Origin of the sequence: Streptomyces sp. NPDC002619, assembly GCF_042889305.1 — a bacterium.
Taxonomy (GTDB): Bacteria; Actinomycetota; Actinomycetes; order Streptomycetales; family Streptomycetaceae; genus Streptomyces.
This window is the reverse complement of sequence record NZ_JBIAQV010000009.1, coordinates 1-20,920: the sequence shown is the minus strand read 5'-3', so window position 1 is coordinate 20,920 and position 20,920 is coordinate 1. Positions and strand designations below refer to the sequence as shown.

The following is a 20,920-nucleotide window of genomic DNA, read 5'->3' as shown; positions in this document are numbered from 1 at the left end:
CCTCAGTCCTGTGCCGAGACGAATGCCGACACCGGTTCGCCGGCGTTGATCCGTGCTCCGGGGCTGAACTTCTCCAGCAGTTCGGCGAGTTCGAAGCCGGCCTGCGCGACCTCGGGGACGGGCATGGGGGCGAGGCTCTCCAGCAGGAAGATGCCGGAGGTCGTCTCCTCGGTGAGCCGGGTGCGCGGGCCCTGGCGCCAGTTCCATCGGCGGCAGGTCACACCTGCCTCGTCGCGCCACACCACCTCGCCCGCGTCCGGATGCTCGACGACCTCCTCACCGCCGGCGACGGTCACGAAGTCCTCGTCGCCGGTGGCCCGCACGAGGCGCATGCCGCCCCGGATGTGGTCGAGGTCCTCGCCGCCGACAGGGATCAGATGGGCGACGCTGATGGCGTTGTAGAGGTCGACGAGCAGATTGATCCTGGGCAGTCCGGCGTCGGACAGCGCCCTCTTGGCCAGCGCTTCGGCCGAGTTGCGGGTGCGCGACGGCTTGGAGCCGAACGCCGTGTATGTCTCGCGCCATGCGGCCATGTGCGGGTCCTCGTGCGGCGCGCGCCCGTCGAGTCGTACGGCGAGGCGGCGGGCCGCGTCGTCGAGCAGTGCCGAACTCGCCTCGCTGCTGGGCCCGTTGACGAGGCCGTGCGCCTCGATCGCGAGGTGGGTGAAGCCGGGCGCGAGGGTGTGCACCTCGTCGGACACGGTGAGCGTGAGGGTCATCTGTCTCGCCTCAGAGTGCGGTGGGGAGCGTCTTCCACAGGTACGGCCGGTCGGGCGCGGCCTTCAGCGCGCCCAGGACAGCCGGGTGAGGTTCAGTATACAGGACCGGATAGTCCATCTCGCTGGACTTCGGATCGGGCACCCAGGCCAGCCGCTCCCCGTCGAGGGAGAACTGTGCGTCAACGCCGGGTTTGTTGCCCCGAGGATCCTGCCGGTGCCAGGCCCCGTTGAACCGCACGGCGACCAGCCCGTGCACGGCGTGACCGGAACCGTCGTCGTGCGCGAGCCGCTGGTAGCACAGCGCGGTGGGGATGTCCTCGGCCCGCAGCAGCGCGGCGAGCGCGTGCGCCTTGGCGTAGCAGATGCCGGTGCGCCGCTCCAGGACGTCGGAGGCGCGCCACGTGACACGCAGGTCCCCGCTGTCGTCGGAGTGCGGGATGGTGTCACGCACGAATTCATACGCGGATCGCGCATAGTCATACGAATCTGCCGCCCCCTCGGCCAGTCGGGCAGCGGTCTCCCTGACCAGCGGATGGTCGTGGTCGATGACGTCGTCCGCAGCCAGATAGGCGGACAGGTCCGGGGTTTCCTGGATCGGCTCCATGTCCGCAGAGCATAGGAATGCGCTCACCCGAGCGTCAATGTATTTCCGGCTGACCGCATATCTATGCAGATGGCTAGCGCGCCATCTCCTCCTTGAGCGCCGCGACGAACGCGTCCACGTCGTCCTCGGTCGTATCGAAGGCGCACATCCAGCGCACGACGCCCTCGGCCTCGTCCCAGAAGTAGAAGCGGAACCGCTTCTGCAGGCGCTCGCTCACGTCGTGCGGGAGCTTGGCGAAGACTCCGTTGGCCTGCACCGGGTAGAGGATCTCGACCCCGTGCACGGCGCGGACGCCCTCGGCCAGGCGCTGGGCCATCTCGTTGGCGTGGCGGGCGTTGCGCAGCCACAGGTCCTTGGCGAGCAGCGCCTCCAACTGCACCGACACGAAGCGCATCTTGGAGGCGAGCTGCATGGACATCTTGCGCACGTGCTTCATCCGGCGGACCGCGTCCTGGTTGAGGACCACGACCGCCTCGCCGAACAGGGCGCCGTTCTTGGTGCCGCCCAGGGAGAGGATGTCGACGCCGACGGCGTTGGTGAACGTCCGCATCGGGACGTTCAGGGACGCCGCCGCGTTGCCCAGCCGGGAACCGTCCAGGTGCACCGTCATACCGTGGGCGTGGGCGTGCTCGCAGATCACGCGGATCTCGTCGGGCGTGTAGACGGTGCCCAGCTCCGTGCTCTGGGTGATCGAGACGACCTGCGGCATGGCACGGTGCTCGTCCTCCCAGCCGTACGCCTGCCGGTCGATCAGCTCGGGCGTGAGCTTGCCGTCCGGCGTGGGCACGGTGAGCAGCTTGAGACCGGCCATACGCTCGGGGGCGCCGCCCTCGTCGACGTTGATGTGCGCGCTCTCGGCGCAGATCACCGCGCCCCAGCGGTCGGTGACCGCCTGGAGCGCGACGACGTTCGCACCGGTGCCGTTGAACACCGGGAAGGCCTCGGCCGTGGCCCCGAAGTGGCTGCGGATGATCCGCTGGAGGTTCTCCGTGTAGTCGTCCTCGCCGTACGCGACCTGATGGCCGCCGTTGGCCAGGGCTAGGGCGGCCAGCACCTCCGGGTGCGCCCCGGCGTAGTTGTCACTGGCGAAACCGCGGACCTGCGGGTCGTGGTGGCGACGCGCGTCGGTCTTGGGAGGGTTCACGGCTTCTCGGTCAGCCACAGACGGTTTCCGTTCACTTCCGCGGCGGGCTTGTCCCAGACGTCGACGATGGCCTCGGCGAGGTCCTTGACGTCCGTGAAGCCCGCGAACTTCGCGTTGGGGCGCTCGGCGCGCATCGCGTCGTGCACCAACGCCTTCACCACCAGGATCGCAGCCGCCGACGTGGGCCCGTCGGCGCCCTCGGCGATGCCCGCCTTGCGGAAGAAGTCGGCCATCGCCAGCGTCCAGGCCTCGGCGGCGGCCTTGGCCGCGGAGTACGCCGCGTTGCCCGCGGTCGGCTTGCTGGCGCCGGCGGCGCTGATCAGCACGTACCGGCCGCGCTCGCTGAGCTGCAGCGCCTCGTGGAAGGCGAGGGAGGTGTGCTGCACGGTCTTGACCAGCAGCAGCTCCAGGAAGTCCCAGTCGTCCAGGCTGGTCTTGGTGAAGGTCTCGCTGCCGCGCCAGCCGCCCACGAGGTGCACGAGTCCGTCGACCCGGCCGAAGTCCTTCTCGATGTGGGCGGCCCAGTCGTGGGTGGACTGCAGGTCGAGCAGGTCCACCGTGTCCCCGGTGACCGTGGCGCCGCCGGACGCGTAGCGCGCGGCGTCCACGGCCTCGAAGAGCCGCTCGGGGTCGTTGTCGGCGCCGACGACGGTCGCGCCCGCCTCGGCCAGCCTGAGCAGCGCCGCCCGGCCCGCGGGACCACCCGCGCCGGCCACCGCGATCACCGCACCGCTGAGAGCCCCGTTCCGCATGATCCTCGCCTCCTGAGCAGTGTTCCGGACACGGTCGCTCACGCGGCGACCCGCTCGGCGCCGTCCGCGGTGATGCCCCTGGTGGAGGCAATCACGTTCTTGAGCTTCTTGGACAGTGCCTCATAGAACATGCTCAGCGGAAACTCGTCGGGAAGCACGTCATCCACGAGTTTGCGCGGCGGCTGGGTCAGGTCCAGGGCCTCGGGACCCTTGGCCCACTTGGAGCCCGGGTGCGGGGCGAGATAGGTGGAGACCAGCTCGTACCCGGCGAACCAGTGCACGAGCTTCGGGCGGTCGATGCCGTCCCGGTAGAGCTTCTCGATCTCGGCGCACAGCTGGTTGGTGACCTGCGGGGCCCGGTCCCAGTCGATGTGCAGCTTGTTGTCGGTCCAGCGCACGACGTCGTGCTTGTGCAGGTAGGCGAAGAGCAGCTGGCCGCCGAGGCCGTCGTAGTTGCGCACCCGCTCACCGGTGACCGGGAAGCGGAACATGCGGTCGAAGAGCACCGCGTACTGCACGTCACGGGCCTGCGGGACACCGTCCGTCTGGAGCTTCACGGCCTCCCTGAAGGCGGTGAGGTCGCAGCGCAGCTCCTCCAGGCCGTACATCCAGAACGGCTGGCGCTGCTTGATCATGAACGGATCGAACGGCAGGTCGCCGTGGCTGTGGGTGCGGTCGTGGACCATGTCCCACAGGACGAAGGCCTCTTCGCAGCGCTTCTGGTCGTGGACCATCGCAGCGATGTCCTCGGGCAGTTCGAGGCCCAGGATGTCGACGGCGGCGTCGGTGACGCGGCGGAAGCGGGCGGCCTCGCGGTCGCAGAAGATACCGCCCCAGGTGAAACGTTCCGGCGCCTCGCGCACGGCAATCGTCTCGGGGAAGAGGACGGCGGAGTTGGTGTCGTAGCCGGCCGTGAAGTCCTCGAATTTGATGCCGCAGAAGAGCGGGTTGTCGTAGCGGGTGCGCTCCAGCTCGGCCAGCCAGTCCGGCCAGACCATGCGCAGCACGACCGCCTCGAGGTTGCGGTCCGGGTTGCCGTTCTGCGTGTACATCGGGAAGACGACCAGGTGCTGCAGTCCGTCCGCGCGGCCCGCGGCGGGCTGGAAGGCCAGCAGCGAGTCGAGGAAGTCGGGCACCTGGAAGCCGCCGTCGGCCCAGCGGTACAGGTCCTTGACCAGGGCCTCGAGGTAGGCGGCGTCGTGCGGGAGCAGCGGGGAGAGCCGCTCGACCGCGTCGGCGGCGCGGCGTACGGCCAGCTCGGCGTCGGCCGGGCCGGGCGCGCCCTCGGCCTCGAAGTCGATCGACCCGTCCTTGGACTGCCATGGCCGGATCTGCTCCACCGCATCCTTGAGCACGGGCCACGCCGGGTGCTCGATCACCCTGGTCGCGGGAGAAACCTGCTCCTCCGGACCCACCTGCACAAGAATTTCCGTCATGCCCCATCCTCCACGGGAGAACCTCGCGTAAGGACACCGTATGCGTACGAGGTTTCTCCCAGCAAGAGGGGCCTCGGGAAACTATCCTGCGGCGCCCGCATGTCACCGCGCTTTTTCCTGCGGGACACCGTGACGGCACTCCTTCCCGCACGGCCGGAGGGGCCTCGCGGCGCGGCGAGCGGGCCGGGATCCGGACGGTCAATCGCCACGCCGACTCGCCCACGCCAGGGTGACGGTCACGGGGGTGCGGGCCAGAGCCCGCCCCGCACGTCACCCCAATCCCCCGTGTACGCGCGGGTTCATCGGGAGAGACGGCCATTAGGCTGCGATTCTGCCGCGTGGACAGCGAGGTCCCGGCCCGTCCGCGCGCATGCCGAGCCGCCGTCGACGGAAGCGAGTTGAACCTTGAACTTCCTTACCATCGGTCACCGCGGAGTCATGGGCGTCGAGCCCGAGAACACCCTCCGTTCCTTCGTCGCCGCCCAGCAGGCCGGCCTCGACCTCATCGAACTCGATCTCCACCTGAGCAAGGACGGCGCCCTGGTCGTCATGCACGACGCGGAGGTGGACCGCACGACCGACGGAACCGGCCCGATCGCCGAGAAGACCCTCGCCGAGCTGCGCACCCTGGACGCGGGGCGCGGAGAGCGTGTCCCGGTCTTCGAGGAGGTCCTGGACGCCGTACGCTCGCCGCTGCAGGCCGAGATCAAGGACGTGGCGGCGGCCCGGGCGCTGGCCGAGGTGATGCACAAGCGGGACCTGGTGTCCCGGGTGGAGGTGTCCTCGTTCCACGACGAGGCGGTCGCCGAGATCACCCGCCTGGTGCCCGGGGTGCGCACGGCGCTGATCGCGAGCCGGTACGGGCCCGACGTGGTGGAGCGGGCCACCGAGGTCGGTGCCGCGACCGTCTGCCTCAACATCCGGCGGCTCACCCTGGAGGTCGTCGAGGAGGCCCGCAAGGCGGACCTGAAGATCATCGGCTGGGTGGTGAACACGCAGGACCATCTGCGCCTGGTGCGCGCCCTGGGGCTGGACGGCGCGACGACCGACTACCCGGAGATCAAGCGCACGGGCCGCTTCACCGCGTGAACGTCACACCAGGGCCTTGACCAGCAGCTCGAACCGCAGGTCGTCCTGCTGCGGAATACCGAAGCGCTCGTCGCCGTACGGGAACGGCGTCATCCGTCCCGTACGGCGGTAGCCGCGGCGCTCGTACCAGGCGATGAGGTCCTCGCGCACCGAGATCACCGTCATGTGCATCTCGGTGACGCCCCAGGTCTCCTGGGCCTGCCGCTCCGCCTCCGCGATGACCACCTTGCCCAGGCCCGCGCCCTGCAGCGCGGGACTGACCGCGAACATCCCGAAGTAGGCGTGGTCACCACGGTGTTCGAGCTGGCAGCAAGCGACGACCCGCCCCTCACTCTCCACCGTCAGAAGCCTGCTGTCGGGCGACTTGATGACCTCGAGCACGCCCTCCGGGTCGGTCCGCTGCCCTTCGAGGATGTCCGCCTCGGTGGTCCAGCCGGCCCTGCTGGAGTCTCCCCGGTACGCCGACTGGATCAGCGAGACCAGCGTGTCCACGTCGCTGTCGGCGGCGTCGCGGAAGACGAGTCCGTTGGCGGGGGTGTCCATGGGCGGAAGGCTCCGATCTGTGGCGCGGCACGGCATGGTCGAGGTTAACCCCGCCGCTGAGCGCTTCGCTCGAAGGGCCGCAATATGCCGTCGCTCGTCTGCGGCACGATCGTGGCTGGCCGCGCAGTTCCCCGCGCCCCTTCGGGGTACTGCCGAACCGCAGCGGACTTTGCCCGACGCGCTTAAGGTGCGGACGCATGGTGCACGTACTCAGCAGCCGGACACTCCTGCGTCCCATCGATCCCGAGCGCTCCCGCGCCTTCTACGGCGGACAGCTGGGCCTCGCTGTCCACCGTGAGTTCGGTACGGGCCCCGAGCGCGGCACCGTCTACTTTCTCGGCGGCGGGTTCCTGGAGGTGTCCGGCCGCTCGGAGACCCCTCCGTCGCCGGCCCTCCAGCTGTGGCTCCAGGTCGAGGATGTGGCGGCGGCGCACGAGGAACTCCTCGCGAAAGGCGTCGAGATCGTGCGGCCGCCGGTGCAGGAGCCATGGGGTCTGATCGAGATGTGGATCCGGGATCCGGACGGGACGCGGATCGTGCTGGTGGAGGTCCCGGCCGACCATCCGCTGCGGTACCGGCCGGGGATCTAGGAAACCGGGGGCTCGGGTCAGGCCCGCAGCGTGCCCGTTCGGCCCTCCAGACGGCTCAGCAACTCCGCGAGGAGTCCGGCCAGTTGACCCTGGCCTTCCGGGGCGAGGACGGACAGGACGGCCGTCTCGTAGGCGAGTTGTTCGGGGAGGATGCCGTCGACCAGGGCACGACCGGCGTCGGTGAGGCGGACGTGGGCGACCCGGCGGTCCCGGCTGTCGCCCCGGCGCTCGACCAGGCCGCGCTCGGTGAGCTGCTTGAGGCGCTTGGTGACGGCGGCGCCCGAGGAGAAGGTCTCGCGGGCCAGCTCGCTCGGAGTCAGTTCATGGCCCGTGCGGCGCAGCGCGCCGAGCAGGTCGAACTCGGGGCGGCTGAGGCCCGCGCGGCGCAGGGGCGCGTCCTCGGCCTGCTGGAGGAGCGCGGCACAGCGGTTGATGCGGCCGATGACCTCCATGGGACCGGTGTCCAGCTGGGGGTGGACGGCGTGCCACTGCCGGACCACCGCGGCGACGGTGTCGCCCCCCGCCGTGTCGTTCCCGGCCGCGGGTGATCCGCTCCTCGGCGTCATGGCCGTACGTCCTCCGTCGTCGCTGTCGTCTGCGCGGTCCCCTGACCGGCCCAGAAGTGCAGCCCCTGGCGCCGTGCCGTCGCGGCGAGCGTACGGTGTCCGGACCGTTCGGCGAGCACGACCCGCTCCTGGGGCAGGGCACGCTGCCACCACTCGCCGGACGCGGCGTCCGTGGTGGCGCGCAGGTCGGCCAGCGCGGCGGCGAGCGCACGGCGGGTGGACTCCAGGGCGCGGGGCGCCGGCTGCGGCTCGGCGAGGAGACGCGCGGCGCGATCACGGGCCTTCTCCACGGCGCCCAGGGCGTGCTCGATGCGGTCGCCGGCCCGCCGGTTGGTGACGGCCATGGCGGCGACGAAGCCGACCAGCGCGCCCACCAAGGTGTCCGCGACCCGGTCGGTGATGAGCTCGCCGGCGTCCTGTGTGCGGGCGAACTCGGTGATGAGCAGGGCCATCGGGGTGACGCAGATGCTGCCGAGCCAGTAGTTGCGGCCGATGAGCGCCTCGGCGCCGAAGTTGAAGACGAGGCAGCACAGCACGAGGGCGGCCGGGTGGAGGTGGGCGAGCGGCGCGATCACGGCGAAGACGAGGACGCCGACGAGGTTGCCGACGACGCGCTGGACGCCCCGGCTCCAGGTGAGGGTGAGGTTGGCCTGGTAGAGGGAGGCCGCGGTGACGAGCGCCCAGTAGGGGCGGCCGACGCCGAGGGCGAGGGAGGCGTATCCGGCGAGGGCGCAGCCGAGGGCGGTGCGGGCGGCGATCGGGGAGAGGGGGCCGAGCCCGCGCCACAACGGGCGGTGCGGGAGGGCGAGTTCGGCGTCCACGCCGAGGAGTTCGGCGTCGGCCTCCACCGGCAGGTCGGCACGGGGGACGCGTCCGGTGCCGCGCAGGGCGCGGGCCCAGGTGCGCAGGGCGCCGGGGTCGGTGTCGGCGGGGGCGGCGAGGGCCACCTCGGCACGGACGACGAGCCGTTCGAGCGAGCGGCGGGTGGGGTCCACTCGGGCGGACAGCAGCGACTGCCAGGCGGCCTGTACGGCGGCGGCCGCGGCGGCACGTGCCCTGGCGCGGCCCTCCCCCGTGCCGCGAGTGGCGGCGTAAGCGGCGGCGGCGTTCAGGGCCTGGGCGGTGGCGCGGCGCTCGGGGCCGTACGGGCGCAGCAGCCCGGGCGCCATGCCGACCAGCCAGGCCCAGGCGCCCGCCGCCAGCGCGAGACCCGTATGGGCCGGGACCTGGCCGAGGGTCTGCGGCGCGAACAGCGCGGCAGACGTGACGAAGGTCGGGATCACATGGGCGGGCGGGCCGATGCGGGTGGCGTCGCAGAGCACCTTCTGTACCGCGGCCATCAGGGCGCCGACGGTGACCAGGACCACGGCATTGGTGGTGAGCGACGCGGCGACCAGGGAGAGGGCGAGTCCGCCGACCATGCCGAGCACCACCCAGGCCAGGGCGCGAGCCCTGGCGGCGTACGGCCGGCTGTGGCCGTACAGGGCGCACAGGGAACCGGCCATCGTGTACATGGCCAGGTCGAGGCGGCCGAGCGCCAGCAGGGTCAGGTTGGGCGGGCCGGCCGCGGCGACCACGCTCAGCGCGGGCTTGAACCAGATGCCGGATGGCCGGCCGAGGCGGAGCACCCCGGCGAGGGGAAGGCGGTGGGGGGTCGCACTGCTCATACCCATCAATTTAGCATATGTTTTACTAGTAAAGCATCTTCGCGATCGCCAGCTCACGGACTCGTGACCTGCTGTGCTGCGTGACACGCTCCCCGCGTACACCCTTGCGCTCGCGTGCGCGCCGCGTGTCCAGGGCATCACTCTCATCGACCGAACAGGAAGCGGGGACGGGGAGACACACGTGCACGGACCGGCTTCGCCCGGCTGGCTCCTGGTCGCGCTGTGCGCGGCGACCGGCGCCTACTGCCTGCTGCGCATGCGCAGCAGCGTCGAGGAACAGCGGCGCGCCGCGGGCGGCGAGGCGCTGATGGGCTTCGGCATGGCCGCGATGGCCGTGCCCGCCACGGTGTTCACCCCGCCGTCGTGGACGTGGCCGCTGTACGCGGCCGTCTTCGGCGCGGCCGCGCTGCGCGCCCTGTGGGCCGCGCGCAGCAGCCCGCACCATGTGCACCACCTGGTCGGTACCGCGGCGATGGTCTACATGGCGGTCGTGATGGCCGGCTCCCCCGGCTCCCCGCACCACGTGCACGGCGGTGCCGGAGTTCCGCTGCTGACCGGGGCGCTGCTGCTCTACTTCATCAGCTATGTGCTCCACTCGGGCGCCCGGCTCGTCCCCGTGGCCACGGCGGGCGGCGGCGCGGGCGTGGGCTGGGGCGACCGTCCCGAGCTGGCGCGGGCCTGCCGGCTGTCCATGGGGATCGGCATGGTGACCATGCTGCTGACGCTCTGACGGACGTGTACGGGAGGGTTCTCGTGCGGTGTACGGAAGCGTTGACTGCGTCACTTTGGACCGTTCGGCCGTATCCGCGGGCCGTCGGACGCTCATAGGGTGCTGCGCATGATGGTCTCCGCGGCACTGCTGCTGCTCGGCGCCCTGACCGCCGTCGTCGCTCCCCGGCTGTTCGCGCGGGCCGACTGGGTGGACCGGGAACCGGTGGTCGCGCTGTGGGTGTGGCAGTGCGTGGTGGCGGCTGTGCTGGTGTGCTGCGCGCTGTCGATGACCCTGAGCGCGGCGGCCGCCTGGCAGGCGGTGCGCGGGCACGTCTTCGCCTCGGCTCCGCGTGGTGTCGTGGACGCCTACGGCCTCGGTGCAGCCGGGCCCTGGGCGGCGACGACGGCGGTGACCCTGGCGTGCGCCGGGCTGTGGAGCGCGGCGATGCTCGTCCGGGAGGTCGCACGGGCCAGGGCGCGACGGCGTGCGCGGCGGTCCGAACTCCTCGTGCGTGCACCGCTGTTGCCCGGCGAGGAGCCGGTGGGCGGCCGGCTCGTCGTGCTGGAGGGCGAACGGCCTGACGCCTGGTGGCTGCCCGGCGCGGCGCCCCAACTCGTCATCAACACGGCCGCGTTGCGCCGGCTCAAGGGACGGCAGCTGGACGCCGTACTCGCCCATGAGCAGGGGCACGCGCGGGCCCGGCACGACTGGTTGCTGCACTGCTCGGCGGCGCTGGCGGGCGGGTTCCCGCAGGTGCCGGTGTTCGCCGCGTTCCGGGACGAGATGCACCGGCTGGTCGAGCTGTCGGCGGACGACATGGCGTCCCGCCGATTCGGCCGGCTGACGACCGCGCTTGCGCTGGTCGAACTCAACGAGGACCGGGGCGTGTTCGGCCCCTGTCCCACCCCGCAGGCCAACGTCCCGCAACGCGTCCACCGACTGCTCACTCCCCCGGACCGCCTCACGGCACTGCGCCGTCTCCGCCTCACGGCGGCGGCCGCCCTGGTCCCGGTGATTCCGGTGCTGGTGGCGTTGGTTCCGGCGCTGCGGGCACTCGGCTAGGCCGCCCCGGGTGCCGGCCGTGTGCCCCGCCGTCGGAGAAGATCGCGGCATGCCCCGGCCGCCCGGCACCTCACCGCCCCGTGACGCGGCGCGGCGGACCGCCGTGCCCGTCGTCGGCGTGCTCGCCGTGTGCGCGGCGCTGCTCACCGCGCTGGTCATGGCCGAGTGGCGCCCCCTGATGTCGCTGGACGGGGACATCGCCCGCTCCACTCATCGCTGGGCGGTCGACGAGCCCGGACTCACCCGTGCCGTCAGTATCCTGACCGACTGGGTCTGGGACCCCCTCACGATGCGCCTGGTGTGCGCGGTGGCCGCTGTGTGGCTGGTGTGGCGACGCGCTGCCTGGTGGACGGCGGTGTGGCTCGCGGCGTTCTGTGCGCTCGGCACGGTGGCGCAGCAGTCGCTGAAGGCCGCCGTCGGCCGCCCCCGCCCGGTCTGGCCGGATCCCGTCGACTCCGCGCATTACGCGGCCTTCCCCTCGGGGCATGCCATGACCGCCACCGTGGTGTGCGGCCTCCTGCTGTGGCTGCTGCACCACTTCGGCGCCGGCCGCGTCCTGTGGCGTACGGCCGTCGTCCTGTCCGTGGTCTCCGTGGCGGGAGTCGGTCTCACCCGGGTGTGGCTCGGGGTGCACTGGCCCTCGGACGTGGTGGGCGGCTGGCTGCTCGGCGCGCTCGTGGTGGCGTCGGCCGTGGTGGTGTACGAGCGGGGGTCGAAGGGGCGGGCCCTGCGACCGGTGACCGACGGCCGTCACGGCTGATTGCGACGTGGTCGGTCCGTGCGTTGGCTACAGTCGGGATCATGACTGCCGTGCTCTTCGACTTCTCCGGGACCCTCTTCCGTGTCGAGTCCACCGAGTCCTGGCTGCGGGCCGTCCTGGCCGACGCGGCTCTCACGCTCCCCGAGCCGGAACTGGCCGAGGCGGCACGGGCCCTGGAGGAGGCCGGGGCGCTCCCGGGCGGCGCGATCCCGGCCGAGCTGCCCTCGGAACTCGCCGACGTGTGGGTGGTCCGCGACGAGAGCGCCGAGCTGCACCGGGCCGCCTACACCGGCCTGACCCGCCGTGTGCCGCTGCCCGACCCGGGCCTGTACGACGCGCTGTACGACCGGCACATGACCCCCGAGGCCTGGTCCCCGTACCCCGACACCGCCAAGGTCCTGCGGACGCTGCGCGAGCGGGGCATCGGCGTCGGCGTGGTCAGCAACATCGGCTGGGACCTGCGCCCGGTCTTCCGGGAGCACGGCCTCGACGGCTGTGTGGACACGTACGTCCTGTCGTACGAGCACGGGATCCAGAAGCCGGACGCGCGACTGTTCTCCGCCGCCTGCGAGGCGCTCGGCGCCGATCCCCGGGACGTGCTGATGGTGGGCGACAGCCGGCCGGCCGACGGCGGTGCGGCCGCTCTGGGCTGCCAGGTCCACTTCGTGGACCATCTGCCGGTGAGCGAGCGGCCGGACGCGCTGCTGCCCGTGCTGGACCTGGTGGGCTGACCGGGCTCAGGGTCAGCTCTGGTAGCCCTCGACCTCGGACGACGACCGTACCCGCGCGTCGTCCGGGTTCTCCCCGAACTCGGTCTTGGCGCGACGCTGACGCAGAAGGTCCCAGCACTGGTCGAGCTCACGCTCCAGCTCGCCGAGCTGCTGGTGCTCCGTCGTCCCGTCGATCTCGCCGGACGCGAGTGCGTCCCGGAGCTTGCGCTCGTCGTCGACCATCTTCGTGATCCTGGCCAGGATCCGCTGGTCCTGTTCCATGCTCCGCATGCCTCCTCGGCTCGACACCGGTGCCAACTCTAATGGGCACGGACGAGCTCTTGCGCAGCGGAGAGGACCACGCCATGTGTGCCGCCCGTCTGAGACGATCCCCCGTGTCGCCCCAGACGGACGGCAGCCCTGAAGAGGCCCGGGCGCACGCCGGGCCTGCCGCGCTGAGTATAGTTGGCTGGTAGCCAGTCAACGCAGGAGTTACAGGATGTCCCCGCGTAGCCCCGAGGTCAATGAAGAGTTGCGGCGGCGTTCCCGCGAGCGGCTCCTGCAGGCCGCGGTCGAGCTGGTCGGCGAGCACGGATTCGAGGCCACGACCCTGGGCGCGATCGCGGACCGGGCGGGGTCGGCGCGCGGACTGGTGTCGTACTACTTCCCGGGGAAACGCCAGCTCGTGCAGTCCGCCGTGCACCGGCTGATGCACCGCACGCTGGAGGAGGCGCTGGAGCGCGAGCCGCACACCGAGGACGGCCGGGAACGGCTGGCCCGCGCCATCGACGCGATCCTGGGCCTGGCGCGCGACCGTCCCGTGCTGATGCGGCAGCACATGGCGGGACTCCTCCAGGCCGAGGGCTTCGTGCAGTGCCCGGAGCAGCGGCGCCTGTCCGAGCTGCTGAGCGACACGGTCGCCCGGTACGGCTCGCACAATGTGACGGTCGACTACCCGATGCTGCGCTCTCTGCTCATGGGGGCGGTGTACGCGGCGCTGGTGCCGGGAGTCCCGATGCCGGTCCCGGCGCTACGGGCGGAACTGTTCGAGCGGTACCGGCTGGACTGGGAGATGGGGATTCCGCCCGAGACGGAGTCGGGCGGCGAGCAGCACGAGAAGGATCTGTCACGGTTCTTCGCCACGGACGAGCGACCGCGGTAGCGGGGCCGGCGAGCGTACCGGATCGACGGGCTCAGCGGCGTGCATGGCGGGGTGTCAGAAAGCCCGCGTCGCGTGCCCTGGCGATGAGTCTCAGGCAGCGGCGGCGGCTGCGGCCGGTCGCCCGCATCACCGCGAGGACGGGGTCGCGACCCTCTCCCTGTGCGGCCCGGTACTCCTGGGCGGCGAGCCGCCGCCCCTCCATGCCGCGTGGCCATCCCCGGCGGGCGCGGCGCAGTACGCGGTACTCGGCCTCGTCGTCGCACGCCTCGACCCCCTCGAACTCCTCGGATTCCTGAGATTCCTCGGATTCCTCGAACTTCTCCGGCTCTTCTGCTCCTTGGGCTTCCTGGGCCGCGTCGATGTCCTCGGCCGCGCCGGTGCTCGCCCCGCACGCCTCCGACAGCGGCCCCTCGATCCAGCCGGCCAGGGCGGTCAAGTCGGCCAGGGAGAAGGCGGGTTGGGCCCTGACGTCCTCGATGGAGACGCGTCCGCCGAACTCCACGGCGAGCGCGTCGACCCGGGCGCCGTCGGTGAACACAAGGCAGACCTGGTACCAGGACGTGGCGTTCCCCTGCTCGTGCACCTTCCACGCACGCCGGACGGCCACCGTGCCGTCCTCCGCGCGGCGGTCGGAGAGATTGAGAAAGGATGCCTCGAGCACACACGGAACGTAACCGCCCGATGACGCGGCATCCGGGCGGACACGCGCCCCCATAACGGCGCTGCACCCTGTCAGCTCAGCCCTTGCGGTGCGATGCTGGAGCCACCAGCGACCTTCCCAGTGACGCCGGGGTGAGGAGTTCCGCCGTGCTGCGTGTCGCCGTCGTCGGCTCCGGGCCGAGCGGATGCTACACCGCCCAGAATCTGGTCCAGCAGGACTCCGAGGTGCTCGTGGACGTCCTGGACAGGCTGCCGTGCCCGTACGGCCTGGTGCGCTACGGTGTGGCCCCGGACCACGAGAAGATCAAGTCCCTCCAGGGGAATCTGCGCTCGGTCCTGGAACACGACCGGGTGCGGTTCCTCGGCGGGGTCCAGGTCGGCGGCCCCGGCGGACTGGCCGTCGACAGGCTGCGGGAGCTGTACCACGCGGTGGTGTACTGCGTGGGGGCCGCCACCGACCGGCACCTCGGAATCCCCGGCGAGGACCTGCCGGGCAGCTGGTCGGCGACCGAGTTCGTGTCCTGGTACAGCGCGCATCCCGACGCCGGCGAAGACGGCTTCGTACGAGGCGCCCGCTCGGCGGTCGTCATCGGCGTGGGCAACGTGGCGGTGGACGTGACGCGGATGCTCATGCGCGGCGCCGAGGAGCTGAGGCCCACCGACATGCCTCAGGACGCACTGACCGCTCTGGCGCACAGCGGCGTGACCGAGGTCCACATGGTGGGCCGGCGGGGCCCCTCGCAGGCCCGCTTCACCACCAAGGAACTGCGCGAGCTGGGCGGCCTGCCCGACACCGAAGTGGTGGTGGATCCGGCCGAGTTGGCGCTGGATCCGGCGTACACCGACCCGTCCGGGCTGCCCGCGGCGCAGCGCCGGAACGTGGACGTGCTGCGCGGCTGGGCGGGAGCGCCGACCGGGGAAGCGGCGCGCCTGATCCGGCTGCGCTTCTTCCTGCGCCCCGTCGAACTGCTCGCCGACGGTGGCCGGGTGGGCGCGGTGCGTTTCGAGCGGACGGTGCCGGACGGGCGTGGCGGGGTGACGGGGACCGGTGAATTCGAGGACGTGGCGGCCCAGTTGGTGCTGCGTTCGGTGGGCTATCGCGGAGTGCCCCCGGCGGGGCTGCCGTTCGACGCGGCGAGCGGCACCGTGCCGAACATGGCCGGCCGGGTCCTGCGCGACGGTGTCGCGTCGCCTGGCGAGTACGTGTCCGGCTGGATCAAGCGCGGCCCGACCGGCGTCATCGGCACCAACCGTCCGTGCGCGAAGGAGACGGTGACGTCCCTGCTCGAGGACGCGCCCGCTCTCGTACGCGCGGATGTGCCGGAGGATCCGGTCGCGGCGCTGCGGGCCGAGGGGATCGAGCCAGTCGAGTGGGCGGGCTGGCAGGCCATCGAGCGGGCGGAGGCCGAGCTCGGGGCCCGGCTCGAGCGGCGCGTGGTCAAGCTGGCGGACTGGGAGTCACTGCTGGCGGCGGCACGCACGGCCGCCCCTTAGGACTGCGATCAAAATGAGGGGAATGACGGTTGGTCAGTTGCCGTTGTCTTTGGCAGGTTCAAGACAAAGGAGCATGCGACGGCAACAGGCAATACGAAGCGCAAGCCGTGGGAGGTCGAGGACGGGTTGTGGGAGCGGATCGAACCGCTCCTGCCGAAGGTCGAGCGCCGCTACCGGTACCCCGGGCGCAAACGGCTGGATGACCGCAAGGTCCTGTGCGGGATCCTGTTCGTGCTGTACACCGGGATCCGGTGGGAGTTCCTGCCCCAGGAGTTGGGCTACGGCTCGGGCAGCACCTGCTGGCGCCGACTGCGGGATTGGAACGACGCGGGCGTGTGGCAGAAGCTGCACGAACTGCTCCTCGCCGAGTTACGCGCCGCTGACCAGCTCGATCTGTCCCGAGCAGCGGTCGACGGCTCGCACCTGCGGGCCATGAAAGGGGGAGCGGCCACCGGCCGCTCCCCGGTGGACCGCGGGAAGGCCGGCAGCAAGCACCACATCATCGTCGACACCCACGGCATCCCCCTGGCCGCCACCCTCACCGGCGGCAACCGCAACGACGTCACCCAACTCCTGCCCTTGATCCACGCTGTCCCGCCGATCCGCGGGAAGCGCGGACGTCCGCGCCGGCGCCCCGGCGCTGTGTACGCCGATCGCGGCTACGACCACGACATCTACGCCAGGTCCGTGACCTGGGCATCCGCCCCGTGATCGCCCGCCGCGGCACCGAGCACGGCAGCGGCCTGGGCAAGGACCGCTGGGTGGTCGAAGCAGCCTTCGCTCTCCTGCACTGGTTCCGACGCCTGCGCATCCGCTGGGAAATCCGCGCCGACATCCACCAAGCCTTCCTCACCCTCGGATGCGCAATCATCTGCTGGCGACGCCTGAAGACCTCATTTTGATCTGAGTCCTAACACTCCGTTTCTGCGCCTGCGGGATCGGCGGTGGCCTGTGCGAGGTTCTGCTCCAGGCGTTCCAGGGTGAGCAGGGCTGCGGTCCGCTCGTCGGGGGACAGACCCGCGGTCACGAGGTCCTCGAGCTCGCTCCAGATCTGCTCGACCTCACGGCGCAAGGCATGGCTGGCCGCCGTGGGTTCGATGAGTGCCGCGCGCTTGTCGGTGGGCGAGGGGCGGCGGCGGACGAAGCCGGCCTGCTCCAGGCGCTGGACAGTGCGGGTCATGGTGGCGGCGTCGGAGTTCAACAGTCGCACCAGGTCGGTCTGCCGCTGAGGGCCGAGTTCCCACAGGTGCATCATGACCAGTTCCTGGCCCGGATGAAGGCCGATGCGGCGCAGCAGTTGTCCCGCGAACATGCGGTGCAGGCGGGCCAGGCGGAAGATCGCGTGGCTGACCGGCCCGCCGCTGGCCTCGGCCGGCACCGGGACGGTGGCCTCCTGCCCCCGTCCCCACGGGACCCTTCCCGGCCTCCGGTGTGGACTGCGCCGTCTCTTCCTCACTTTGCTGCCTGAACAACTTAATCCTACCTCCTGGTCGGCGGCCCCCAGGGCCATCCAGGCTTGGGCAGGAACATGACCAGGTGGGAGTGCGTGATGCGCTTCACGCCTGACCCGGTAATGGCGCACTAGATTTACCTGTTCGGACAATGATTTACTTGTTCGGACAGGCATTCGCTGGTGCGGCAACGGAGTGCTCGGGCCGCTGAGCATCACTTATCCCGAGGAAGAGACCATGACCACTGCTTTCGACCCGATCGCCCTGGGCGGCAAGCACCCGGCAAACCGCGTGGTGATGGCACCGATGACCCGCAGCCGTGCCTTCGGGCCCGGCGCCGAGCCGACGGAGCTGATGGCGACGTACTACGCGCAGCGCGCCAGCGCCGGGCTGATCGTCACGGAGGGCATCCAGCCCTCGCCGGCCGGCCAGGGCTACCCCGACACCCCCGGCCTGCACACGCCCGGGCAGGTGCAGGCATGGCGGACGGTGACCGACGCCGTGCACCGCGAGGGCGGTGTGATCTTCGCCCAGCTGATGCACACCGGGCGGATCGGCCACCCGAGCCTGCTGCCCGACGGCCTGGTACCGGTGGGGCCGTCGGCGGTGGCCGCCAAGGGCCGGGTCTACACCCACGAGGGGCCGAAGGACTTCGTGACGCCGAGGGAGCTGAGCGAGGCGGAGATCCGGCAGACGATCGACGACTTCGCCGCCGCGGCACGCAACGCGATCGAGGCCGGGTTCGACGGCGTGGAGATCCACGGCGGCAACGGCTACCTGATCCACCAGTTCCTCGCGCCCAACGCCAACCGGCGCACCGACGCCTGGGGCGGCGACACCGAGGGCCGGATCCGCTTCGCCGTCGAGGTCGTCACGGCCGTGGCGGAGGCGATCGGCAGCCACCGGGTCGGCCTGCGGATCTCGCCCGGAAACCTGTACAACGACATTTCCGAGGACAACCTGGGCGAGGTCTACCCCACCCTGCTGGACCGGTTCGCCGGCCTGAAGCTGGCCTATCTGCACCTGATAGCAGGGCCGGACCGCACCCTGACCGCGTGGCTGCGCAAGGCCTGGCCCGGCCCGTTCGTCCTCAACCCGTTCACGTACCCCGACGCCACCGGCGCCGGCGCGCTGAAGCTGATCGAGGACGGCAGCGCGGACATGGTGGCCTACGGGGCGCTGTTCCTGGCCAACCCCGACTTGCCGCGCCGCCTCGCCGCCGGCGGTCCGTTCAACACCCCGGACCCGGCCACCTTCTACGGCGGCGACCACCGCGGCTACACCGACTACCCCGCCCTCGACTGACCGGCGACCCCGCCGACGTGGCCCGTCCAGGCCCCGGCCGGTGCCTCGAAGCATGCCATCACACGTGCTGAGTGATTCAGGGCGTGTGCGGTTCCCTTCTCAATCTGTGAGTTCCTGATGTCCATTTCAGCGGGAAGGACCGCTTGCCAGAGGCCCTGCCGCAGCTGGCCGACCTGATCGCCGCCGGCAAGTTCGGCGTGCCCGTATGGCGCGCCTACCCGCTCGACCGGGCCGCCAAGCCCCACGCCGACATCGAGGTCCGCCGCGACCAGGGCAAGGTCGTCCTCTGGCAACCCCCGGCCGGCGTCCGCCGCGAGTATTCATTGCGTTCGGTTGAAAGTGCCCCACAAATCCGATCGTCACTTCTTTTTGCATTCAAGGAAATTGCTTAGCGTGGAGATTTGAATGAAGCGGTCCGGTTCTCCTTCGGCCATGGTTGCCGTCCTCTCCCTCACCAGCCTGCTGCCAACGCTGCTGCAGACGCTGGCCATCCCGCTCATCCCGAACTTTCCGGTACTCCTGAACGCCTCACCCACGGACGCGTCGTGGGTCGTCACCATCACACCCCTGACCGGCGCGATCGTCACGCCGGTGAGCGGGCGCCTTGGTGACCTCTTCGGCAAGCGGCGCGTCTTGCTGCTGACACTCGCCGCGGTGATCACCGGCACGGTCATCTCCGCCCTGACCAGCTCGCTGTGGCCGATGGTGATCGGCCGCGGTCTGCAGGGCCTGGGGATGGGGGTGATCCCGCTCGCCTTCGGCCTCCTCCGGGACCAGCTTCCGCCCAGCCGGATCGGAGGGGCGATTACGCTCCTGAGCGCGACGCTCGGCCTCGGTGGTGCAATGGGGATGCCACTGGCCGGCCTGACCGCCGAGCACTTCAACTGGCACGTGTTGTTCTGGGGATCGGCCGGACTGGGCCTGCTCTGCGCTCTCCTGACCGCGTTGGTGGTGCCGGAGTCGCCGCAACACGCCGAGGGACGCTTCGACGTCGTCGGTACCATCGGGCTCACCGTGGGACTGATCGTCCTGCTCCTGCCGATCGTCAACGGCGGGCAGTGGGGCTGGGGCAGCACCCGCACACTCGGCTTTGGCGCGGCGGCAATCGTTGTGCTGCTCGCCTGGGCCCGCTACCAGTTGCGTGTCGGCTCCCCTCTTGTCGACCTGCGAGTCTCTGCCCGTCGCCCAGTGCTCATGGCGAACCTCGCCACGGTCGCCATGGGGTTCGCGATCTTCGCCATGCTCTTCGCATTTCCCCAGATCCTGCAGGCGCCGACCGCCACCGGCTACGGATTCGGTCAGAGCCTGGTGCGTTCGGGGCTGGTCGTCGCCACGAACGGGGTGGTGGCGCTGCTTCTGACTCCGGTCGCGGCCCGACTGATCGCCCGGTACGGAGCTCGGCTGGCCATGATGCTGGGGGCAATCCTCATTGCCGCCGGCTATGTCTTCGTCATGTTGTGGACGGACAGCGTCATCGACATCGTCGTCGCCTCGAGCCTCATAGGGGCCGGCGCCGGCATCTCGGTTGCGGCCACGTCAAACCTGATCACCGATGCGGTTCCCGTGACCGACACGGCCTCGGCCAACGGAGTGAACGCCCTGATGCGCTCGGTTGGAAGTGCCACCTCCACGGCGGTCCTGACCGTGGTCCTGGCACACGCCACGATCAGTCTCGGCTCGGCGACGCTGCCCGCGGCGGAGGGATTTCGGACCACGTTCATCGTCGGGGCTGCGGCGGCAATCGTGGGTCTGCTCTTCTCAGCGCTCATCCCGACCCGTACGCCGATGTCAGGCGGCCCGGCTCAGCGCCCGCCTGCGCGCCGTCGAGTTGTACGGAACCAAGGTGATCCCGATGTCCGCGACATCCTCGCAGGCTGACGCCATGAACGGAGAAGACATGGACACCACCGCCGTGCGCACCGTCGGCATCCTGGGTGCGACGAACGCAATCGCGTACACGATCGTGCCCTTGGGGCTGATCACCGCCCTCGCCATCGGCGCGAACGTCCTCCGGAGACGCCATACCGGGACAAGACCGGGTCGGTTGGACAGGCACGGCTGGATCGCTCTGGGCTGGCGATGGTTCCTGCGCCGTGAGCGCCGCCGGGCCCGAGAGCGTGAGCTTCGGCTGCTGTCCTACGCCCAGGCACAGATCAACACCACCTTGCTGGCCGGGGAGAACCCGAGCCGCTCCCCTGCGGTGCGGGACATCCTTCACACGCTGGGGAATGCCGCCTTCGACGCCGACCTGATCGGCGCATGGGACAGGTTGACGCGTCCCTACGTCTTCGAAAACCAGGGTGGCCAGTATCGGTTCGGCCTGCCGCAAAGCTGAGACAGGGCGTACCGCGGAACCGTGGTACGCCCTCGGGCGCTTCCCGTCCTCCGAACTCCATCCGCCATCCGCCATCCGCCATCCGCCGAGAGGAGGTTGTCGTGCTGATCGCCGTGTCCCTGGTCTGCGCCGTGCTTGTGGCCGCGAGCAACGCCCTGG

General features: G+C 70.8%; 23 protein-coding genes and 1 pseudogene. 13 read left to right on the top strand and 11 right to left on the bottom strand.

The window, feature by feature from the left end:
* Positions 1–2: 2 nt before the first annotated feature.
* From ACFYXB_RS16920 to ACFYXB_RS16900, 5 genes are all read right to left on the bottom strand, one after another.
* A complete protein-coding gene (locus ACFYXB_RS16920; protein WP_389582680.1) occupies positions 3–719 on the bottom strand; it encodes a B3/4 domain-containing protein in 717 nt (238 codons plus the stop codon).
* A gap of 10 nt (positions 720–729) precedes the next feature.
* Positions 730–1,323 carry a transglutaminase domain-containing protein gene (locus tag ACFYXB_RS16915; RefSeq protein WP_389582677.1) on the bottom strand — a complete coding sequence of 198 codons (594 nt, stop codon included), beginning with the start codon at positions 1,321–1,323 and terminating at the stop codon, positions 730–732.
* 73 nt (positions 1,324–1,396) lie between these two features.
* Positions 1,397–2,467, bottom strand: coding sequence for a threonine aldolase family protein (locus tag ACFYXB_RS16910; protein WP_389582675.1), 1,071 nt, complete (start codon positions 2,465–2,467; stop codon positions 1,397–1,399).
* The gene (locus ACFYXB_RS16905) at positions 2,464–3,219 is read right to left on the bottom strand and encodes an SDR family NAD(P)-dependent oxidoreductase (RefSeq protein WP_389582673.1); all 756 of its coding nucleotides are present in this window, start codon (positions 3,217–3,219) and stop codon (positions 2,464–2,466) included. The genes ACFYXB_RS16910 and ACFYXB_RS16905 overlap by 4 nt, the downstream gene beginning before the upstream one ends.
* 38 nt (positions 3,220–3,257) lie before the next feature.
* A complete protein-coding gene (locus ACFYXB_RS16900) occupies positions 3,258–4,655 on the bottom strand; it encodes a DUF6421 family protein (RefSeq protein WP_389582671.1) in 1,398 nt (465 codons plus the stop codon).
* Positions 4,656–5,060: 405 nt separating this feature from the next.
* On the opposite strand from ACFYXB_RS16900, the gene ACFYXB_RS16895 reads away from it, so the two are divergent.
* Positions 5,061–5,744: a glycerophosphodiester phosphodiesterase family protein gene (locus tag ACFYXB_RS16895; protein WP_351357501.1), complete on the top strand. Its 684-nt coding sequence runs from the start codon at positions 5,061–5,063 to the stop codon at positions 5,742–5,744.
* A 3-nt stretch (positions 5,745–5,747) separates the two neighbouring features.
* Here the strand turns inward: ACFYXB_RS16895 and ACFYXB_RS16890 are convergent, their stop codons facing one another.
* Complete coding sequence (locus ACFYXB_RS16890) at positions 5,748–6,287, bottom strand: GNAT family N-acetyltransferase (protein ID WP_351357498.1); 540 nt, start codon at positions 6,285–6,287, stop codon at positions 5,748–5,750.
* 197 nt (positions 6,288–6,484) lie between these two features.
* Here ACFYXB_RS16890 and ACFYXB_RS16885 point away from each other — a divergent pair, with 197 nt between their 5' ends.
* Positions 6,485–6,877, top strand: a complete 393-nt coding sequence (locus ACFYXB_RS16885) for a VOC family protein (protein WP_351357495.1) — start codon at positions 6,485–6,487, stop codon at positions 6,875–6,877.
* 17 nt (positions 6,878–6,894) lie between these two features.
* On the opposite strand, the gene ACFYXB_RS16880 is transcribed toward ACFYXB_RS16885, so the two are convergent.
* Both ACFYXB_RS16880 and ACFYXB_RS16875 read right to left on the bottom strand, forming a co-directional pair.
* On the bottom strand, positions 6,895–7,443 hold the full coding sequence (locus ACFYXB_RS16880) for a MarR family winged helix-turn-helix transcriptional regulator (protein WP_389582667.1): 549 nt from the start codon (positions 7,441–7,443) through the stop codon (positions 6,895–6,897).
* The gene (locus tag ACFYXB_RS16875) at positions 7,440–9,110 is read right to left on the bottom strand and encodes an FUSC family protein (RefSeq protein ID WP_389582665.1); all 1,671 of its coding nucleotides are present in this window, start codon (positions 9,108–9,110) and stop codon (positions 7,440–7,442) included. The genes ACFYXB_RS16880 and ACFYXB_RS16875 overlap by 4 nt, the downstream gene beginning before the upstream one ends.
* A 181-nt stretch (positions 9,111–9,291) precedes the next feature.
* On the opposite strand from ACFYXB_RS16875, the gene ACFYXB_RS16870 reads away from it, so the two are divergent.
* The 4 genes from ACFYXB_RS16870 to ACFYXB_RS16855 all read left to right on the top strand — a co-directional run bounded on the left by ACFYXB_RS16870 (position 9,292) and on the right by ACFYXB_RS16855 (position 12,375).
* On the top strand, positions 9,292–9,840 hold the full coding sequence (locus tag ACFYXB_RS16870) for a DUF5134 domain-containing protein (protein ID WP_389582662.1): 549 nt from the start codon (positions 9,292–9,294) through the stop codon (positions 9,838–9,840).
* Between the two features lie 108 nt (positions 9,841–9,948).
* Positions 9,949–10,884: a M56 family metallopeptidase gene (locus ACFYXB_RS16865; RefSeq protein ID WP_389582660.1), complete on the top strand. Its 936-nt coding sequence runs from the start codon at positions 9,949–9,951 to the stop codon at positions 10,882–10,884.
* 49 nt (positions 10,885–10,933) lie between these two features.
* Positions 10,934–11,644: a phosphatase PAP2 family protein gene (locus ACFYXB_RS16860; RefSeq protein WP_389582657.1), complete on the top strand. Its 711-nt coding sequence runs from the start codon at positions 10,934–10,936 to the stop codon at positions 11,642–11,644.
* A gap of 41 nt (positions 11,645–11,685) precedes the next feature.
* Positions 11,686–12,375, top strand: a complete 690-nt coding sequence (locus ACFYXB_RS16855) for an HAD family hydrolase (protein ID WP_389582655.1) — start codon at positions 11,686–11,688, stop codon at positions 12,373–12,375.
* A gap of 12 nt (positions 12,376–12,387) precedes the next feature.
* Here ACFYXB_RS16855 and ACFYXB_RS16850 read toward each other — a convergent pair whose 3' ends face one another.
* Complete coding sequence (locus ACFYXB_RS16850) at positions 12,388–12,636, bottom strand: DUF2630 family protein (RefSeq protein ID WP_389582653.1); 249 nt, start codon at positions 12,634–12,636, stop codon at positions 12,388–12,390.
* A 217-nt stretch (positions 12,637–12,853) separates the two neighbouring features.
* On the opposite strand from ACFYXB_RS16850, the gene ACFYXB_RS16845 reads away from it, so the two are divergent.
* Positions 12,854–13,516 carry a TetR/AcrR family transcriptional regulator gene (locus ACFYXB_RS16845; protein ID WP_389582650.1) on the top strand — a complete coding sequence of 221 codons (663 nt, stop codon included), beginning with the start codon at positions 12,854–12,856 and terminating at the stop codon, positions 13,514–13,516.
* A gap of 31 nt (positions 13,517–13,547) precedes the next feature.
* On the opposite strand, the gene ACFYXB_RS16840 is transcribed toward ACFYXB_RS16845, so the two are convergent.
* Positions 13,548–14,177 (bottom strand): DUF6214 family protein, encoded by a 630-nt coding sequence (locus ACFYXB_RS16840; RefSeq protein WP_389582647.1) that lies wholly within the window; start codon positions 14,175–14,177, stop codon positions 13,548–13,550.
* A gap of 146 nt (positions 14,178–14,323) precedes the next feature.
* Here ACFYXB_RS16840 and ACFYXB_RS16835 point away from each other — a divergent pair, with 146 nt between their 5' ends.
* Both ACFYXB_RS16835 and ACFYXB_RS16830 read left to right on the top strand, forming a co-directional pair.
* On the top strand, positions 14,324–15,670 hold the full coding sequence (locus ACFYXB_RS16835) for an FAD-dependent oxidoreductase (protein WP_389582644.1): 1,347 nt from the start codon (positions 14,324–14,326) through the stop codon (positions 15,668–15,670).
* Positions 15,671–15,796: 126 nt separating this feature from the next.
* A pseudogene (locus ACFYXB_RS16830) lies at positions 15,797–16,572 on the top strand (IS5 family transposase).
* Between the two features lie 8 nt (positions 16,573–16,580).
* Here the strand turns inward: ACFYXB_RS16830 and ACFYXB_RS16825 are convergent.
* A complete protein-coding gene (locus tag ACFYXB_RS16825; protein ID WP_389582642.1) occupies positions 16,581–17,048 on the bottom strand; it encodes a MarR family winged helix-turn-helix transcriptional regulator in 468 nt (155 codons plus the stop codon).
* 310 nt (positions 17,049–17,358) lie between these two features.
* Here ACFYXB_RS16825 and ACFYXB_RS16820 point away from each other — a divergent pair, with 310 nt between their 5' ends.
* The 4 genes from ACFYXB_RS16820 (at position 17,359) to ACFYXB_RS16805 (ending at position 20,761) form a co-directional block, all read left to right on the top strand.
* A complete protein-coding gene (locus tag ACFYXB_RS16820) occupies positions 17,359–18,426 on the top strand; it encodes an alkene reductase (protein WP_389582640.1) in 1,068 nt (355 codons plus the stop codon).
* Positions 18,427–18,569: 143 nt separating this feature from the next.
* On the top strand, positions 18,570–18,818 hold the full coding sequence (locus ACFYXB_RS16815; RefSeq protein WP_389582637.1) for a zinc-binding dehydrogenase: 249 nt from the start codon (positions 18,570–18,572) through the stop codon (positions 18,816–18,818).
* A 13-nt stretch (positions 18,819–18,831) separates the two neighbouring features.
* Positions 18,832–20,304, top strand: coding sequence for an MFS transporter (locus ACFYXB_RS16810; protein WP_389582635.1), 1,473 nt, complete (start codon positions 18,832–18,834; stop codon positions 20,302–20,304).
* 19 nt (positions 20,305–20,323) lie between these two features.
* Positions 20,324–20,761, top strand: coding sequence for a hypothetical protein (locus ACFYXB_RS16805; RefSeq protein WP_389582632.1), 438 nt, complete (start codon positions 20,324–20,326; stop codon positions 20,759–20,761).
* Positions 20,762–20,920: the final 159 nt, after the last annotated feature.

Excerpts from the sequence above, each read along its gene's own strand:
- ACFYXB_RS16845 (WP_389582650.1), top strand. The coding sequence starts at position 12,854 with ATGTCCCCGCGTAGCCCCGAGGTCAATGAAGAGTTGCGGCGGCGTTCC.
- ACFYXB_RS16805 (WP_389582632.1), top strand. The coding sequence starts at position 20,324 with ATGGACACCACCGCCGTGCGCACCGTCGGCATCCTGGGTGCGACGAAC.
- ACFYXB_RS16890 (WP_351357498.1), bottom strand. The coding sequence starts at position 6,287 with ATGGACACCCCCGCCAACGGACTCGTCTTCCGCGACGCCGCCGACAGC.
- ACFYXB_RS16850 (WP_389582653.1), bottom strand. The coding sequence starts at position 12,636 with ATGGAACAGGACCAGCGGATCCTGGCCAGGATCACGAAGATGGTCGAC.
- ACFYXB_RS16860 (WP_389582657.1), top strand. The coding sequence starts at position 10,934 with ATGCCCCGGCCGCCCGGCACCTCACCGCCCCGTGACGCGGCGCGGCGG.
- ACFYXB_RS16905 (WP_389582673.1), bottom strand. The coding sequence starts at position 3,219 with ATGCGGAACGGGGCTCTCAGCGGTGCGGTGATCGCGGTGGCCGGCGCG.
- ACFYXB_RS16900 (WP_389582671.1), bottom strand. The coding sequence starts at position 4,655 with ATGACGGAAATTCTTGTGCAGGTGGGTCCGGAGGAGCAGGTTTCTCCC.
- ACFYXB_RS16865 (WP_389582660.1), top strand. The coding sequence starts at position 9,949 with ATGATGGTCTCCGCGGCACTGCTGCTGCTCGGCGCCCTGACCGCCGTC.
- ACFYXB_RS16880 (WP_389582667.1), bottom strand. The coding sequence starts at position 7,443 with ATGACGCCGAGGAGCGGATCACCCGCGGCCGGGAACGACACGGCGGGG.
- ACFYXB_RS16855 (WP_389582655.1), top strand. The coding sequence starts at position 11,686 with ATGACTGCCGTGCTCTTCGACTTCTCCGGGACCCTCTTCCGTGTCGAG.
- ACFYXB_RS16810 (WP_389582635.1), top strand. The coding sequence starts at position 18,832 with ATGAAGCGGTCCGGTTCTCCTTCGGCCATGGTTGCCGTCCTCTCCCTC.
- ACFYXB_RS16875 (WP_389582665.1), bottom strand. The coding sequence starts at position 9,110 with ATGAGCAGTGCGACCCCCCACCGCCTTCCCCTCGCCGGGGTGCTCCGC.
- ACFYXB_RS16885 (WP_351357495.1), top strand. The coding sequence starts at position 6,485 with ATGGTGCACGTACTCAGCAGCCGGACACTCCTGCGTCCCATCGATCCC.
- ACFYXB_RS16920 (WP_389582680.1), bottom strand. The coding sequence starts at position 719 with ATGACCCTCACGCTCACCGTGTCCGACGAGGTGCACACCCTCGCGCCC.
- ACFYXB_RS16915 (WP_389582677.1), bottom strand. The coding sequence starts at position 1,323 with ATGGAGCCGATCCAGGAAACCCCGGACCTGTCCGCCTATCTGGCTGCG.
- ACFYXB_RS16820 (WP_389582640.1), top strand. The coding sequence starts at position 17,359 with ATGACCACTGCTTTCGACCCGATCGCCCTGGGCGGCAAGCACCCGGCA.